13 protein-coding genes and 3 pseudogenes are annotated in these 16,161 nt (G+C 70.7%); 6 read left to right on the forward strand and 10 right to left on the reverse strand.

Features of this window, described 5'->3' with window-relative positions; genetic code table 11:
* Together ACIG3E_RS36600 and ACIG3E_RS36605 are read left to right on the forward strand one after the other, a co-directional pair.
* Complete coding sequence (locus tag ACIG3E_RS36600) at window positions 1-2,946, forward strand: type I polyketide synthase (RefSeq protein ID WP_399624599.1); 2,946 nt, start codon at window positions 1-3, stop codon at window positions 2,944-2,946.
* Entirely contained in the window at window positions 2,943-3,710 is a 768-nt protein-coding gene (locus ACIG3E_RS36605; RefSeq protein WP_399624601.1) for a thioesterase II family protein, read from the forward strand. The genes ACIG3E_RS36600 and ACIG3E_RS36605 overlap by 4 nt, the downstream gene beginning before the upstream one ends.
* A gap of 182 nt (window positions 3,711-3,892) precedes the next feature.
* Here ACIG3E_RS36605 and ACIG3E_RS36610 read toward each other — a convergent pair whose 3' ends face one another.
* The 3 genes from ACIG3E_RS36610 to ACIG3E_RS36620 all read right to left on the reverse strand — a co-directional run bounded on the left by ACIG3E_RS36610 (window position 3,893) and on the right by ACIG3E_RS36620 (window position 6,843).
* Window positions 3,893-5,218, reverse strand: a complete 1,326-nt coding sequence (locus ACIG3E_RS36610) for an NAD(P)/FAD-dependent oxidoreductase (RefSeq protein WP_399624603.1) — start codon at window positions 5,216-5,218, stop codon at window positions 3,893-3,895.
* A gap of 219 nt (window positions 5,219-5,437) precedes the next feature.
* Window positions 5,438-6,082 carry a TetR/AcrR family transcriptional regulator gene (locus ACIG3E_RS36615; RefSeq protein ID WP_399624604.1) on the reverse strand — a complete coding sequence of 215 codons (645 nt, stop codon included), beginning with the start codon at window positions 6,080-6,082 and terminating at the stop codon, window positions 5,438-5,440.
* Between the two features lie 83 nt (window positions 6,083-6,165).
* Entirely contained in the window at window positions 6,166-6,843 is a 678-nt protein-coding gene (locus ACIG3E_RS36620; protein WP_399624606.1) for a TetR/AcrR family transcriptional regulator, read from the reverse strand.
* 117 nt (window positions 6,844-6,960) lie between these two features.
* Here ACIG3E_RS36620 and ACIG3E_RS36625 point away from each other — a divergent pair, with 117 nt between their 5' ends.
* Window positions 6,961-7,797 carry a phytanoyl-CoA dioxygenase family protein gene (locus ACIG3E_RS36625; RefSeq protein ID WP_399624608.1) on the forward strand — a complete coding sequence of 279 codons (837 nt, stop codon included), beginning with the start codon at window positions 6,961-6,963 and terminating at the stop codon, window positions 7,795-7,797.
* 30 nt (window positions 7,798-7,827) lie between these two features.
* Complete coding sequence (locus tag ACIG3E_RS36630; RefSeq protein WP_399624611.1) at window positions 7,828-8,247, forward strand: RidA family protein; 420 nt, start codon at window positions 7,828-7,830, stop codon at window positions 8,245-8,247.
* Between the two features lie 133 nt (window positions 8,248-8,380).
* Here ACIG3E_RS36630 and ACIG3E_RS36635 read toward each other — a convergent pair.
* A pseudogene (locus tag ACIG3E_RS36635) lies at window positions 8,381-8,635 on the reverse strand (hypothetical protein); the annotation flags it as partial.
* 239 nt (window positions 8,636-8,874) lie between these two features.
* Here ACIG3E_RS36635 and ACIG3E_RS36640 point away from each other — a divergent pair.
* Window positions 8,875-11,667 (forward strand): aminotransferase class I/II-fold pyridoxal phosphate-dependent enzyme, encoded by a 2,793-nt coding sequence (locus ACIG3E_RS36640; protein ID WP_399624613.1) that lies wholly within the window; start codon window positions 8,875-8,877, stop codon window positions 11,665-11,667.
* A gap of 16 nt (window positions 11,668-11,683) precedes the next feature.
* Window positions 11,684-12,301 (forward strand): HdeD family acid-resistance protein, encoded by a 618-nt coding sequence (locus ACIG3E_RS36645; RefSeq protein ID WP_399624615.1) that lies wholly within the window; start codon window positions 11,684-11,686, stop codon window positions 12,299-12,301.
* A gap of 129 nt (window positions 12,302-12,430) precedes the next feature.
* Here the strand turns inward: ACIG3E_RS36645 and ACIG3E_RS36650 are convergent.
* The 6 genes and pseudogenes from ACIG3E_RS36650 to ACIG3E_RS36675 all read right to left on the reverse strand — a co-directional run.
* Window positions 12,431-12,526 (reverse strand): annotated as a pseudogene (locus tag ACIG3E_RS36650) (chaplin); the annotation flags it as partial.
* A 69-nt stretch (window positions 12,527-12,595) separates the two neighbouring features.
* Window positions 12,596-13,819 (reverse strand): cytochrome P450, encoded by a 1,224-nt coding sequence (locus ACIG3E_RS36655; protein WP_399624860.1) that lies wholly within the window; start codon window positions 13,817-13,819, stop codon window positions 12,596-12,598.
* Entirely contained in the window at window positions 13,816-14,379 is a 564-nt protein-coding gene (locus ACIG3E_RS36660; RefSeq protein ID WP_399624617.1) for a tRNA-dependent cyclodipeptide synthase, read from the reverse strand. Before ACIG3E_RS36660 ends, ACIG3E_RS36655 begins: the two co-directional genes overlap by 4 nt.
* Window positions 14,380-14,398: 19 nt before the next feature.
* Window positions 14,399-14,593 (reverse strand): annotated as a pseudogene (locus ACIG3E_RS36665) (tRNA-dependent cyclodipeptide synthase); the annotation flags it as partial.
* Entirely contained in the window at window positions 14,590-15,195 is a 606-nt protein-coding gene (locus tag ACIG3E_RS36670; RefSeq protein ID WP_399624619.1) for a hypothetical protein, read from the reverse strand. The gene ACIG3E_RS36670 and the pseudogene ACIG3E_RS36665, both read right to left, overlap by 4 nt.
* A gap of 268 nt (window positions 15,196-15,463) precedes the next feature.
* The gene (locus tag ACIG3E_RS36675) at window positions 15,464-16,000 is read right to left on the reverse strand and encodes a hypothetical protein (RefSeq protein WP_399624621.1); all 537 of its coding nucleotides are present in this window, start codon (window positions 15,998-16,000) and stop codon (window positions 15,464-15,466) included.
* Window positions 16,001-16,161 lie beyond the last annotated feature (161 nt).

Raw genomic sequence — 16,161 nt, forward strand, 5'->3', positions numbered from 1 at the left:
ATGTCCAGCACTGCACCAGAAGACGGATTCGTCGCGGTCATCGGCATGGCCGGCCGGTTCCCCGGCGCGGCGGACGTCGACGCCTTGTGGGCGAGCCTGTGCGCCGCACGGGAGTTGCTCACCCCGCTGCCCGAGCTGGCCCCGCCCGACCAGCCCGACTACGTCCCCGCGTACGGGGTCATCGACCGGGCCGCCGACTTCGACGCACCGTTCTTCGACTACCCGCCACAGTCCGCGTTGATCATCGATCCGCAGCAGAGGGTGCTCCTGGAAGTGGCGCACGAGGCACTCGACCGGGCCGGATACGGCAACGCGGACCGGCCGCTGACCGGCGTGTTCGTCGGCGGAGCCAGCACCCGCTACGGCGAGCGCCTGCGTGCCCTCGGCGACGGTCTGCCGTTCGTCGACGACTGGCAGATCAGCCACGGCAACGACCCTGACTTCCTCAGCGGCCGACTCGCCTACAAGCTGGGTCTGAGCGGCCCCGCCGTGTCCGTGCAGACAGCGTGTTCCACCTCGCTGGTGGCCGTGCACGTCGCCATCCAGGCGCTACTCGTGGGCGACTGCGACATCGCGCTCGCCGGCGGCACCGCCGTGCTCGCCACCCCGCCCCGCACCCGCCATACACCCGGCGGGGTCCTCTCGCCGGACGGGCACTGCCGCGCCTTCGACGCGTCGGCAGCGGGCACGGTCAACGCCAGCGGCGCCGGCATCGTGGTGCTCCGTCCGCTCGCCGACGCGCTGGCCGCGGGCGACCACATCCACGCGGTCATCCGGGGATCGGCCGTCAACAACGACGGGCGGGACAAGATCGGCTTCACCGCGCCCAGTGTGACGGGACAGGCGGCCGCCGTCCTGGCGGCACACTCCGTCGCCCAGGTCGGGGCGGACGAGATCGGCTATGTGGAGGCCCACGGCACCGGCACCGCTCTGGGCGACCCGATCGAGGTCGCGGCGCTGACCCAGGCCTTCCGCGAGACCACGGACCGGCGCGGATACTGCCGTATCGGTTCGGTCAAGACCAACCTCGGTCACAGCGACGCGGCGGCCGGAGTCACCGGTCTGATCAAGGCCGTTCTCGCCGTGGAGCACGGTGTCCTGCCAGCCAGTCTGCACTTTGAGGAGCCCAACCCGGCGATCGACTTCGCCGACTCCCCGTTCCAGGTCAACGCCACCACCGTGCCCTGGCCGGAGAACGGCGGGCGTCCCCGGATCGCGGCCGTCAACTCGCTCGGCGTCGGCGGCACCAACGCCCACGCGGTGGTGGCCGAGCCGCCGCGGCGCGAGCCGACGGCTTCCTCGCGGAGCCATGTGCTGCTGCCCGTCTCCGCCAAGACCGCCTCCGCGGCCGATGCCGCGATCGGCCGCCTCGCGGACTTCCTCACCGAGCATCCCGACGTACCCCCGGCGGACGTGAGCTGGACACTCCGGGCCGGTCGGACCCACCACGCCCACCGCCGGTTCGTGGTGGCGCGGCAGACCGGCGAAGCGGCGGCCACGTCGAGCGCGGGGCCGGTGCGCACCGGGACCGCCCACCGTGACGACCGTCCGGTGGTCTTCCTCTACGCCGGCCAGGGCGGTCAGCACGTGGGCATGGCCCGCGAACTGTATGCGCAGGAGCCTGTCTTCCGCCGTCACCTCGACGAGGTCGCGGAGCTGGCCGCCTCCCGGCTCGGGGCCGACCTGCGGCACACCCTGTTCGCCGAGGGCGATGACGCGGCCGCGGCGTCCGTCCGGCTCGCCGACATCGCGGTGGGACAACCCGCGGTCTTCGCTGTGCAGTACGCGCTGACCGGCCTGCTCGGCTCCTGGGGGCTGACGCCCGACGCGGTGACCGGTCACAGCCTCGGCGCGTACGCGGCGGCCTGCGCGGCCGGGATCCTCACCCCGCCTGACGCCGTGCGCCTGGTGGCCGAGCGGGGGCGGCTCCTTGCCAGCGTGCCCGCCGGTGCCATGGCCGCGGTACGGTTGCCGTACGCCGACGTGGTCGGGCTGCTGCCGCCCGGGCTGAGCGTGGGCGCCGTCAACGGTCCCGGGCAGTGCACGGTGTCCGGTCCGGCGGACGGGGTGCGGAGGTTCGTCGAGGAGCAGACCCGGCGCGGAGTGGAGACGCGGCTGCTGCGGATCTCGACCGCCGGGCACTCCCCGCTGACAGAACCGATTCTGCCCGCCTTCGCGGAGCTTCTGCGCGAAGTGCCGCTGTACAAACCGGAGATCCCCTTCCTCTCCGACACGACGGGAGACTGGTCCGAGCCGTCGGAGGTGACGTCGGTGTCCTACTGGACCGAGCACCTACGGCGGCCGGTGCGCTTCGACGCGGTGTTGTCCAGGCTGTTCGGCACACCGGAGAGCATGCTGGTGGATCTGGGTCCGGGGCGTGCCCTGTCCTCACTCGCCCGGCAGCATCCGAGCCGGGACGCGGACCAGCCGATCGTGGTGCTCACGCCGCATCCCACGGAGGAGGAGGCGGACGTGGCCACGTTGCTGACCGGGGTCGGACACATCTGGGCGGCCGGAGGACGCGTCGACGTCCGGGCCCTGCACGACGACGAGCGGCATCAGCGGGTCCCCTTGCCCACCTACCCCTTCGAGCGCACGCGGCTGCTGGCGGGCGAGGACGGCGGCACCGGCGCACCGCCGACACCCACGCCTGCGCCGCCTCGGCGTGCGGAGGACGCCCACGCGCCCCGTCCCACGGTGCTCGACGCGGTCCTTGACGCCTTCGGCGGGGCCCTCGGGCTACCGGACGTGGAGCCCGAGGACAACTTCTTCGACCTGGGCGGCGATTCGCTGATCGCGACCAAGGTCGCCGCGTGGGCCTGGGCGCAGTTCGCGGTCACCGTCAGTGTGGCGGACATCATCAGGAGCGGCGACGCGGGCCGACTGGCCTGCCTGATCGAGGAGCGCATCGCCGTCGGCACACAGGAAGAGGAGGTGCGGCCATGACCGGCCGACTGGCATCCGTACGCAGCTCGTGGACTGTCGGGAGACTCCTCAAACAGCCCCCGCTGGTGCGTCTGTACTGCTTCCCGCACTCCGGGGGACTGCCCAGCGAGTACGTGCGGTGGGGCCGTGAGCTGCCCGGAGTGCAGGTGTACGGCATCTGCCCACCGGGTCGCGGCCCCCGGGTCAGCGAACCTTCACTCACCCGGCTGCCCGATCTCGTCACCGCGCTGCTGGACGAGACGGAATTCGAGCCGCCCTTCGTGTTCTTCGGGCACAGCCTGGGAGCACTGGTCGCCTTCGAGACGGCACGGGCCCTGCGCGCCCGCGGCCGCGCACTGCCTCGACGGCTCATCGTCTCCGCCCACGCGGAACCCGGCACGCACCTGAGACGGGCCCCGTGGCACACCCTGCCGGACGGCGAGCTGATACGCGTACTGAACGAGTCGTACGACAGCATTCCCGAGCACGTGACCGCCGATCCGCACCTCACGGCCATGTCGTTGAAGGCGCTGCGCTCGGACTTCGCCTTGCTGGACGCTCACCGGCCTCGCGCCGAGGATCCCTTGGCCCTACCGATCGACGCCTTCTACGGCGAAGCCGACACCGTGCCCCTGTCGTCCATCGAACAGTGGCGGCACCACACCACACGTGCCTTCCGTACACACCGATTCCCCGGCGGGCACTTCTACTTCCGGCACGCGGACATCTTCGACGTACTCGCTCCTCTGATCCACGAAGCAGCCGCCGAGCACCACCCGTCATAGAGCCCACGGCCCGCAGGCGTCCGACGACATGGCCGCTCACGCGCGCTGCCTGCGGGCCAACGGTGCGGCACGTACCTGTGGCCCGGGACCGTGGTTGCCGGTCGTGCCTCGCCCTCCACTTGGAGGGAAACCCCAGTCCGCATTGGCTGAACTGTGACGATGCCAAGGGGCGCGTCGGGCCCTCAGGCCCTGCGCCGGTGCAAGCGGTCCGCGAGTCGGTCGATGGTCCAGGCGGCACGGAGTGCTGGCGCGCTGAAGACCGGCATGGGGGCGAAGCGCGGCCGCGCGCGCCATACGGCGGCCAGGTCGTCGTGGGCCTGGTCACCGGCGAGCCGGTCGGCGAGCAGCGTGCCGAGGTAGGGCGACTGGGCGAGGCCGTGGCCGTTGCAGCCGATGGCGTAGAAGACGTTCTTCGTCGCTTCTCCCGCGACCGGCAACAGCGAGGGCGTCATCGCGACCCACCCGCCCCACGCCCGCCGCGGCGCGATGTCGCTGAGCGTCGGGAACCGCTCGTGGAAGCCGCGGAGGAGGTCCGCCACGACCGCTTCGTCCGGCTCGCGGGCGCCCAAGGCCCCGCGTGCCGTGCGGAGTTGGCGGGTGCCGAACATGATCGTGCCGCGCGGCGTGGGCCGGTAGTTCTCCAGGATCGTGTGCGGGGTGACGATGCCGATGCGTCGCGTCCAGCCGGTCGCCGCCAGGCGTTCGGGCTCGACCGGTTCGGTCTCGACCAGGCTGGTCCAGATCGGCGTGACCATCCGCCGCGGGGCGAACGGGAGATCGCGGGAGTAGGCGTTGGTGGCGAGAACCACCCGCTCCGCGCGCACGCGGCCCCCGCTCACGCTGACGACCACTCCCGAGGCGTGCGGCTCGATCGCGCGCGCGGCCGTGTGCTCGTACACCCGCACGCTCGACCGCAGCAGCGCGTCGCGGAGACCGAGCGCGAACTTTCCGGGGTTGAGGAGACCGCCGGCGCGCTCGAAGACGCCGCCGAGGAACGACCGTGGCAACCCGAAGTCGCGGCCCTCGACGAACTCGGCGTCCGCGCCCGCGCGTTGCAGGATCTCGGCGTTCCGTCGGGTGCGCCGGAGCTGCCCGGGAGACACGGCGGCGATGACGTTGCCCGTCGGCTCGTAGTCACAGTCGATGCGGAGCCGCTGGATCAGCTCCTCGGTGAAATGGGCCGCGCTGTCCGCGTAACGGATCAGGGCGGGCAGGCGGCGTGCGTGCAGCGCGTTGAGGAGTTCGGGGTCGCCCGCCAGGGCGTTCGACAGGTACCCGGCGTTGCGCGAGCTGCCGCCCCAGCCGCAGTGCCCGGACTCCAGCAGGACGACGTCGGCGCCCCGATCGGCGAGGCGCAGCGCCGCCGCCATGCCCGCGTACCCGCCCCCGACGACGGCGACGTCGCACGTGACCTCGCCCTCCAGCATCGGCGTGACATCGGTGGGCCGGTCGACCCAGCCGGTGAGCGCCGAGTACGTCACACCGGCGGCGGTCTCTCCCAGGGGCATGACTTCTCCTAGAGTTAAAACCCAATCTCGAATCGAGTTCGAATTTAACTCCCGGGTTGGGCAGTGTCAATGCCTCATCGTCGACCGTCAGTTACTTTCGGTGATGGATGCGGGGCGCGCGGTAGCCGCAAGGCGAGGGGTGTGGGCGGGCGGTCATTCCACGTACGCGGAGGCGCGGTACCGGCTTCCTGGCCGGGCGCCTGCGTCAGGCGTGCCGCGTCAGGCGTGCTGCTTCAGCCCTGGCGCGGCGTAGGTCTGAAGGTAGGCGGTCACGAGGCGCTTGGTCTCGGCGATCGTGGCGCCGTCACCGGCCGGACTGCGTCGGAACGCCGTGCCGAAGAGTCGGTTGGCGACCTCGAAGGCGAGCTGCACGGCGAGGCGGGGGGTGTCGGCGGTGACGAGGTTCCGCTCGGTGAGGGCGCGCCAGAGCCTCTCGGCCTGCGCCCGGTCGAAGGTGCGGACCAGTTCGTCGAGCGCCTCCTGGCGTCCCGGGAACCACAGTTCGGCGCAGCTCGGGTGCTGGCGGAAGTAGGCGAACGCGGGGTCGATGACGGCGTCGACGGCGGCGCGCAGCGTGCGCAGCTCCGGGTCGTCCAGGGCGGCGCCGATCAGGACGTCCAGCTCGCGCGCCTGGCGGCGCAGCAGCTCGGCTTCGACCTGATGGCGGTCGGAGAAGTAGTGGTAGACGGAGGCGGTCGGGATGCCCGCTCGCTGGCCGATCGCCTTGAGCGTGGCGGCCTGATAGCCGTGCTCGGCGAGCAGCGCCTCCGCGGCGTCGAGAATGGCCTGTCTGCGCCGCACCCCGCGGCGCTGCACCCTGGCCGTGTGGGCGGGCGCCTGACCTGCCGACTCTTTCTCGAACACGATTCGGGATCGTATCAGCCACCTACGACACCGGTGAGGGGCCGGGATGTACGCGGTGCCTCAGCGCCCCTGGACAAGTCGCCTCACTGCCGGGGCCCCGTCCGCCGCGCGTGCGGGGCGGGGGTGATCAGGGTGATGGCGGCGTCGACGAGGGCCTGGAGGCGGTCGGGGGTGAACCGTTCGGGTTCGATGGGAAACATCATCATCCAGCCGTCGCCCATGGCGCTGAGCTGGTCGGCGAGCAGGTCGGCGGGAATGTCGTCGCGGATGCGGCCCTGGGCCTGCCCGCGCTCGAGGATGGTGGTGCACACCTCGCGGAAGCGGGTGTAGCGCCGCTCGATCAGCGCGGCGAAGCCCGGCTCGTACCGTGCGTGGGACAGCAGTTGGAACATCACGGGCCAGAACTCGGGATCCCCGGCGGCCGGTGCCAGCCATCGCTCGAACATCGTCCTGATGTCGGCCCCGGCCCCGCCGCCCTCCAGGATCGCGTCGTACTGGTCGAACCGGCTCTCCGCCAGAGCGATGACCAGCTCCTCCTTGCTCGCGAAGTAGTACGTCACCGTCCCCGTGGTACATCCCGCGCGCTGGGCCACCTTGCGCAGCGACACGCTGGCGTAGCCCTCCTGCGCGATCAGCGACGCCGCGGCCGCCAGCAACTCCGTACGCCGCGCGGCACGGTCACCGGTCGGCCGTCCGCGCCGCGCGACCGGCTCGGCTCCGTCGCCGCCGTCACTCGCTCGTCGTGTCGGAGTGGTGGGCATCCCGTGATCCTGCCACAGGATTTATCGTAACGACTGTTGCGATAAATGCGGCGGGGCCGTTAGCGTCCTTGCACCATCCGGTACGACAGGCCATCCGGCGCGACGGAGGGAATCGCCATGCACGTGCACGAGTCGGCGCGAGAAGCGTTCTGGAACGACGGTGCCGTCCTCGTCGAGAGGTGTCTCGACGACGCTCAACTCGCCCTGTTGCGCGAGGCGTTCGACTGGGCGGTGGAGCACCCGGGGCCGAACGCGTCAGGGATGTTCCGCGGCACCGAGCGGCAGTCGCACGTCGACAACGCCAACCCGCTCGCCAAGGACCGCCTCGACGCCATGGTGTCGTCGCTGCCGTTCGGTGAGCTGTTCGCCGAGCTGTGGGGTTCGCGGCACGTCTGGTACTTCGCCGAGGAGATCTTCCTGAAGGCGGGCGGGCTGGGCGCCCGTACCTGCTGGCACCAGGACACCGCGTATCTGCCCTGGGGCGGCGAGCACTGGGGCAACGCGTGGATCAGCTTCCAGGCGCTGCCGAAGCGGAACGCCCTGGAGATCGTCCGTGGCTCCCGGCACGGCGTCCAGTACGACGGGACCACCTTCGCCAACCCCGACGATCCGACCGAACCCCTCCACGGTGGTGGCGTGCTGCCCCGCCTGCCGGACATCGACCGCGAGCTGGCGGCCGACCCCGACGCCTACGACGTCCTGTCCTGGGAGACCAGGCCCGGCGACGTCGTCGTACTCCATCCCCGCTCGCTGCACGGCGGCGCCGGGGTCGACGCGGGCTGCCCCGAGCGCCACACCCTCGTCTTGCGCTTCTTCGGTGACGACGCGACGTTCCGCCCGCTCCCGGACGTGCACAAGCGCTTCGCCCGCAACGGCACCCTCTTCGCCGACGAGATGGCGAAGCTCAACCCGGGGGACCCGTTCCGCTCGCCCGTCTTCCGCCAGGTCCTCTGAGTCCTCTGCGTCCTCTGAAGGGAGTCCGTGATGAATGCGCGTGACCTGAAGCGTCAGTCGGTCAACCCGCCTCCCACGCAGGAGTTGTACGAGACGCTGCACTTCTCGCAGGCGACCCGCGTCGGCGGCGTGATCTGGGTGTCCGGCCAGGTCGGGATCGACCTCACCACCGGGGAGCTCGCCGAGGGCATGGACGCCCAGGCCCGCCTCGCGTTCGACGGCGTGCGGGCCGTCCTCGACGCCGCGGGAGCGAGCCTGGCCGACATCGTCGAGTTGACGACGTTCCACACCGATCTGCGGGGCGGCATCGCGGAGTTCGCCCGGGTGAAGGACGAGTACATCGCCGCGCCCTATCCCTCGTGGAGCGCGGTCGGCGTGACCCAGCTCGCCCGGCCCGAGCTGCTGGTCGAGATCCGCGCGGTGGCCGTGGCGGGCAGCGGACCGGGCTAACGCGTCCAGCGACACGATGTCCCGGAGGCGGGCGAGTCCCTGCTCGGTGATGCCGGTCGGCCGCAGGACGGCGTTCCAGCCGTCGACGTCGGTACGAGTACGGGAGCGCCACGGTCGCGCTGTCGCCGCCCGTGAGGTACGCGAAGCTGTCGACCGCGCCGGGGCCGACCCAGCCGCTGCCGGTGGTCGTCACGACGAGAGGTCCGGCGCCGGAAGCCCCCGGCGCGCTCCAGGTCGGCCACCGCGCAGGCGACCTGGGGTTCCGTGTCGTCCGCGGTCTGGAGCCCGCGTACGTGCGGATGGGCGTCGGCGCACGGCGGCCGGTGAACCGTGTCGCGCAGCGAGAACGCCTGGTTCGCCGTGGCGACCAGACCGTCGACGAGCACACCGCTGAGGACCAGGACGGACGCGACCGCCACGAGGATCCGCCGACCGCCTTCGCCGCCCACCAGCCACCGCTCCGTTCCGCGAGGTCCGGTTACGGAGGGCACACGGCTCAGCGGCGGTCAGGGTCCACCCGGCCGAGGCGCCGTCAGGCAGGCGGGCCCGATGCCGCACGAGATGCGTCCCCCTCACCTCAGCCCTAGCATCGCCGTATCAACCCGTGAGGTCAGAGAGCCGATGCGCATGGGATCGTCAACGACACCCCCCGACGCCGCCGCACAGGGCACCGGTCACGCCGGATCGGGACACGGTGTCTCCGCCTACAACAGCGTCGCGGAGCTGCAAACGGATCTCTGGTGGTCGATCGCGGACAGCGCGCGCAGGCTGGCGGCGCCCGCCCTCGACCCGGCCGAGCGGGCGGAGGCGGAGGCCGCCCTCGACCGGCATCTCGCGAACGCCGAGGTGCTCACGTACTTCTACAGTCGTCCCGGGCGGCACGTAGCGGCGACGCTGCGCGCACAGGCATCCGAGTCGTACCTCGAACTGAGCCGGACGGCGGAGCGGATCGGCCGCGGCCTGATCGGCGAACTGCCGATCTCGGCGGCCGGGGTGACAGGCGGGGAGGGGAGGGGCGCCGAAGCGGCACCGCCCGCCGCGCCCGACCGGCGCCCCGGGTTCGACGTGCTGGTGGTCGCCGACCTCTCGGCGGCCGAGGAGGCGAAACTCCTCAGCGGCCTGCGCGCCTTGCGCCGCCCTGAGGACGCGTTCGTCTACGACGCCGTCACCGTGCGCAGCTTCGTCGACGCGATGGTCGCGGTCATGGTCAATCCGTGGATCCAGGCGGTCGTCGTCAGGCCGGACTTCCGCACCCGGTCGGCCGTCGACCTGACGTTGCTCCAGGAGCTGGTGCCTGCGGTCGGCATTCCGGACCTGGATCACTCCACCGCTGCGGACCGGGCCCGTGAACTCGCCCGCCGCGTCCGCGAGGTGCGGCCCGAGCTCAACCTCTACCTGGTCGAACAAGCCTCGATCGAACAGCTCACAGCGCAGGTAGGGCGCGCGTTCGACGCGGTCTTCCTGCAACAGGAGGACGTGCTCGATCTGCACCTGACGATCCTGCGCGGGGTCGCCCAGCGGTTCCGGACACCGTTCTACTCGGCGCTCGTCGAGTACTCCCGCAAGCCCACGGGAGTGTTCCACGCGCTGCCGGTCTCCCGGGGAAACTCGGTGGTCCGCTCGCCGTGGATCCACGACATGTGCGACTTCTACGGCCTGAACATCTTCCTCGCCGAAACCTCGGCGACCGCCGGCGGCCTCGACTCGCTGCTTGAGCCGCACGGCGCGATCAGGGAAGCGCAAGATCTCGCCGCTCGCGCCTTCGGCGCCAGGCGGACCTACTTCGTGACCAACGGGACCTCCACCGCGAACAAGATCGTCACACAGTCCCTCGTAGCCCCCGGCGACGTCGTCCTGGTCGACCGCAACTGCCACAAGTCGCACCACTACGCGCAGGTGATGGCCGGTTCCCACGTCGCCTACCTCGACAGCTACGCGCTCGACGCGTACTCCATGTACGGCGCGATCCCACTCTCCGACATCAAGCGGACACTGCTGACCTACCGACGTGAAGGCAGGCTCGACCAGGTCACGTTGATGTCCCTCACCAACTGCACGTTCGACGGCATCGTGTACGACGTCGAGCGGGTGATGACGGAATGCCTCGCGATCAAACCCGACCTGGCGTTCCTGTGGGACGAGGCATGGTTCGCGTTCGCCCGCTTCCACCCGGTGTACCGGCGGCGCACCGCGATGGCGGCAGCGGCCCGCATCGCCGAGCGCGTCGGCACAGCGGAGTACCGAGCCGAGTACGCGCGCCACCTCGAACACATCCGCGGCATGACGGACGACGAGCTCGCGCACGAGCCGCTCCTTCCGGACCCTGACAAGGTGCGGATCCGCGCGTACGCCACGCAGTCGACGCACAAGACCCTGACGTCGTTGCGCCAGGGATCGATGATCCACGTCTACGACGACGACTTCGGCCGACGGAGTGAGGATGCCTTTCACGAGGCCTATATGACACACACCTCGACCTCTCCGAACTACCAGGTCCTCGCGTCGCTGGACGTCGGTCGGCGGCAGGTCGAGCTGGAGGGGTTCGAGCTGGTGCTGCGGCAGGTCGAGCTGGCCATGACGCTGCGCGACCGAGTCGCCGGACACCCGCTCCTTTCGAAGTACTTCCGCGTACTCGGCAGCAGCGACCTGATCCCGGACCACTACCGGTCCTGGGGTCGCACGTGCCCGCTGCGTGCCGGGCCGGTGTCGATGGAAGAGGCATGGAGCGTCGACGAGTTCGTCCTCGACCCCTGCCGGGTCACCATCGAGATCTCCGCCACGGGCATCGACGGTGACACCTTCAAACACACCCAGCTCATGGACCGTTGGGGCGTCCAGGTCAACAAGACCACGCGCAACACCGTGCTGGCGATGACGAACATCGGCACGACCCGTAGTGCCGTCGCGCATCTGCTACGGGCGCTGATCGGGATCGCGGAGGACTTGGAGGCCGCACGCGACCAGATGGCGCCCGAGCAGAAGCGCGCCGTCGACCTCCAGGTCGACGCGCTCGCGCACGACCATCCGCCGCTGCCGAACTTCTCTCGGTTCCACACCGCGTTCCGCGCCGACCCCGCTGGCGCGGCGACGGACGGGAACATGCGCAAGGCCTACTACATGGCGTACCGGGAAGAGCTGTGCGAGTTCGTGTCGTCCGACGAGGCGCGACGTCGGGTCGACGCCGGTCAGCCGGTGGTGTCGGCGATCTTCGTCACCCCGTACCCGCCCGGCTTCCCGATCCTGGTACCCGGCCAGGAGTTCAGTACGGACATCCTCGACTTCATGGACGCCCTGGACACCAAGGAGATCCACGGGTTCGACCCGGAGCGCGGCTACCGGGTGTTCGTCCAGTCGGCCCTGACGGGCGAGATCGGCGATGCGGCCGCCGACAAGGTCGACTCGGCAGGTTTCGATAGTTAGCCCCATAATGTGTCATATGGGACACATAGGTGAAGTGGGTCGTCCCCACCGGGGCGACGCGGGTAACCCTCTGGAGCGGCTGGGCAAGGTCGCGTGGCAGGCTCTGATGCTGTTGGGCTTCGCCGCGATCGCGATCGGTGTGGTCGCGCTGGTATGGCCGGACCGGACGCTGCTGGTGCTGGGTGTGCTGTTCGGCATCTACCTGTTGATCAGCGGCGTGGTGGAGATCGTGGCCGCGTTCGGCACCTTCGTCAGCGCCGGGATGCGCGTCCTGCTCATCGTCACCGGCGCGCTGTCGATGGCCCTGGGCCTGCTGTGCTTCCGCAACTCGCTGCACAACTCGGTGCTCCTGCTGAGCCTGTGGATCGGCATCGGCTTCCTGATGTACGGCATCGCCACCATGGTGACCGCCGCCGAGATGCACAGCGGCTGGGGCGTGTTCCTGGGCCTGCTGGCCACCGCCGGCGGCGTCATCGTCCTCGCCTGGCCCATCGGCTCCATCGTCACCCTGGCGGTCTTCACCGGCATCTGGCTCATCGCGGTCGGCCTGACAGAAGTGATTCACGCCTTCACCCTGCGGGGCCTGGTGCGCTCGGCCGGTAGCTCCAGGAGGCACGCGACCGCTGTCGCATGACTGCGGGTGTGCCGGTTGGCGGGGAGCAGCAGGGCGGCGGATGAGACACCCGTTCACGCGGGTGTGACTCTTGCAGTCCAGGTGCGTCGATGGTGTCGGAGACACCTGTCGGGGCCGCGTAACGGTGTGTCAGTCGTTGACGCAGGTGTTGCCGAAGGCGGGGTTGAGCAGGCCGATGATGTCGATGCTGTTGCCGCAGACGTTGACCGGGACGTGCACCGGCACCGGCGACGCCAAGGACGGCACCGCACGTAGCGGCAGCGGCGATACCCAGCTTGACCGTGGTTGGCCCGATCACCAGCGGATCGGCAGGGCAGTGGGTTTGGTGAAGGACGATGCGTGGTCCCACCGGACTTCCGCTGCGGGTACGGCAAGCTCAACGGTGGGCAGACGGTGGAAGAGCGCGGTGAACGCGGTGTGCAGGATGCGGCGGGCGAGCGCCGCGCCGAGGCAGTAGTGCGGGCCGGCGCCGAAGGTGGCGGAGCCGTCGGTGGTGCGGTGGATGTCGAACACGGCCGGGTCGGGGTAGTGAGCGGGATCCCAGGTCGCGCCGAGCGCGGGGGTGCACACGCCGTGGCCCTGGCGGATGGTGACGCCGTGGAGGACGACGTCCTGGGTGGCGAGGCGTGGTGGCCCCAGGACGCCGTTGTGGTGGTAGCGCAGGACTTCCTCGACAGCTCGCGGCCACAGGTCGGGCCGGTGGCGGCACTGCTGGAGTTGGTGAGGATGCCGGAAAGGGTGTAGATGCCCGCTCCGAGGGGGGGCAACCAGGGCGTCTCCGCCGGTGAGGAGAAGGATCACGACAGTAGAGCGAAGGTCATCCGTCGAGAGAGTTTCGTCGTCGTGGGCGCGGATGAGGGCGCGCACAGGGCTGTCGGTGGCGGCGGGGAAGCGGCGGCTGTGGGCGATGACGCGGTCGGCGAGTTCGAGGAGCCGCCGCGTGGCGCCTGTCACCGCGGTGGTGCCCGCGGTGAGGTCGGCCGCGGTGCTGAACGATGACTGGTAGGCGGCACGGAGTTCGTGCGGAACACCGAGGATGTCGCAGCTGATCAGCGCTGGCAGCGGTGCGGTGAAGGCGGCGACGAGGTCGCCCGTGCGGGCTGTGGCGGTCAGGGAGTCCAGCAGCGCGATGGTGTGCCGCTCGACCAGGGGCCGCCAGCTGTCGACCTGGGCGCGGCTGAAGTAGCCGCTGACGATGCGCCGGATCCGGGTGTGTTCGGGGCCGTCGAGGTTGAAGATCCCGCCGGGCAGACAGCTCAGGTCGCCCTCGACCAACCGGGGGGCTTGCTGGTGGCCGACGGCGCGGGAGAAGCGTCGGTCGGTGAGGACCGCCCGGATGTCGTCCTTGCGGGTCACCATCCACGCGGTGCCGCCGCTGGGCAGCAGCACGGGGCACACGGGATGGTGCGTGCGCGCCCATTCCAGGGCCTGTGGCGGTGTGCCGTGCGGGCCTAGGGCGAACGGATAGCGCAGCGGCAGCGTGTGAAGGCTGCGCTGGGCGGGCGCGGCTGCCGTCATGGCGTCACCACGCCCGTACCGGCCAGGGGATGTGTGCCAGGCACCGGTGCCGTGTCCGTCGGAGCGGGTGCGACTTCCGGCGGCTGCGCGGTGACCACGCAGTAGCCCTGGCCGGGCGCGGACCGCAGCAGCACCGCCTCGCCCGTGATCACCGGGGCGAGCAGGTCCATGGGCCGGTGGTAGACGAACACCGAGGTCTCCACTCCGTACAGGGCGGGGCCGTCCAGCACGACGGGGAGCTCGGCAAGGGCGTAGGGCACGGCGTGATCGACCTGTCCGGGCCCAGGCGCCTGCCCGCCGACCGCATGCTGGACGGCCAGGGCAGCGGTGCGCCGACAGGCGGCCCGCACGGCGGGGTCCTCGTGGTAGGCCAGCTCCATCGCTTCGCGCAGTTGCAGGTAGCGCGGCAGACACGCCAGCTCGGTCCAGCTGCTCACATGCCGTTCCGGCACGCTGACGCCGCTGCGGTCGAGGGCACGCAGCGCGCTGTTGCGCAGCACCCTGACGGCACGTCGGCCACGTCGGCGGGCGCGCTCGGGGGGCCAGCCCGCCGCAGTCATCGCGAGGGTCAACCTCGTCGCCGGGCACCAGCACGTCCACCCGTCCGAAACGAGTTCCGGCCCATCTCACGAGCGCCTCGACGGTGCGGGGTTTGTAGTAGCTGTTCCAGGCGCTGATGCCCAGCACTACGTGCTCGCCGGTCTCCAGCAGGCGGGCGCAGGCCGCGGTGCTGGGCTGAACGCTGAACGTCCACCCGGTTTCCGGCCCGTTCACGAGGCGGGACGCGGGTTCGTGGCCGCCCGCCCGGCGGGCGGACTGGTCCTGGCTTCCACGACCAGGGCGTGTGGTCGCTGGAGGTAAGGGCGCCAGAATGCCTCCCCGAAGCGGTGCAGGCCCCGGGCGGAGACGCCCGGGCGCGACCACCGCACCTCCGTGAAGCCCGCTTCCCGAAGTGCCTGCTCGTGTGCGGCCCTGGACCAGGTGAAGAAGTCCAGTTCCAGTACGTCCTGACCGACCCAGGCCGTCAGATGCCCAGTTGCCCCTTCCACGCCGCTGCCCGTCACGGTGAGGGACATCCCGTAGGGCCGGTACCAGTGCGGGTCTGTGGCGAAGTCAGGGTTGAGGACCACCGCGACGAACCGTCCCGTGGATTCGTGCAGAGCGCGGCGTGCCGCCGTGCACATGCCCGCCAGTCCATCCCAAGTCGAGGCGTAGGGCAGGAGGTAGACGGCCGTCACCGTGTCGCAGGTCCCGGTCACGCCCACCACGTCGGCGCAGACCGCATCGGCGGCGCACACCTCGTACCGGATGCCTCGAGGCGGCGGATGCTCCTCGCGTGACCGGGCGAACTCCACCATGGCCGCGGAGGCGTCCACCCCACCACCCGCGCTGCCCCGAGCGCCTTCACCCGACGGGCGTACAGGCCACTGCCGCAGCCCAGATCCAGCACGCTCTGCCCGCGGACGTCCCCGAGGACCCGCAGGAAGCTGTACGCCTCGACATGCTCGCGGAACGGCAGCACGCGGACGCTGCGTTCGTATGTTTCCGCGAGGGCGTCGAACTGGCTGCGGGCCTCCGTCGTGCTCCCGTCGTGAACGGCCTCCTCCGACGGCTGCCGCGGGCGGATCGCTGGGGAGGTGGCCATCAAAGGCGCACGCCCGCGGCCGTGATGGCGGCGATGCCATGGCCGTCGAACATCTCCCCGCCACTCGGGATGGGGACGACCCCGAAGACGGAGCGGAACGCGGCGGCACCGCCGTCGGTGAGTGTGAAGGCGATGTGTGCCTTCAACTCCGCGGGTCCGAGCTGCATGCGGGCCGGGTCGATGGCGAAGGACAACACCTCGCTCCTGCGCTCCTCGGCGCCGTGCACGTCAGCGGAGATCAGCCCCGTGGGCACGTCCCCCTTCAGCCCGGTCATGACGAGCCGCCTGCCGTCCTCGTGGGCGAATTCGAAGCCGCCGTCGAAGGAGATCTCACCCTTGGTGAAATCCGGGCTGAACGACCCGCCCACGATCTTCGCCGAGACACACGACATTCCCTCCCTCGTGGTGAGCTCGGCAGGGGCAGCCGCCCTCAACGCGATACCCGCCCCTTCCAGGGCGTCCGCGGCAGACGGGACCAAGCAGTAGTGCGCCATGCCGGCGCCCATCCGCAGCAGATCTCCCAGGGGCAGTGCCATGGTCGTACTCCGCTTCTCCTGCGGGGCTGGCGAGCAGCCGCGGCAGGCTTCGCGATGACCCAACGACGACCATCGTGCGCCTCCTGCCCCCCGCCCTCAGGCCAGCGCACACCTACAGGTCGCCGCAGAAACGATTGGGCCCCGCTCAAGCAGACGAATAT

The sequence above is a fragment of the Streptomyces sp. NPDC053474 genome, assembly GCF_044544845.1.
Classification (GTDB): Bacteria; Actinomycetota; Actinomycetes; order Streptomycetales; family Streptomycetaceae; genus Streptomyces.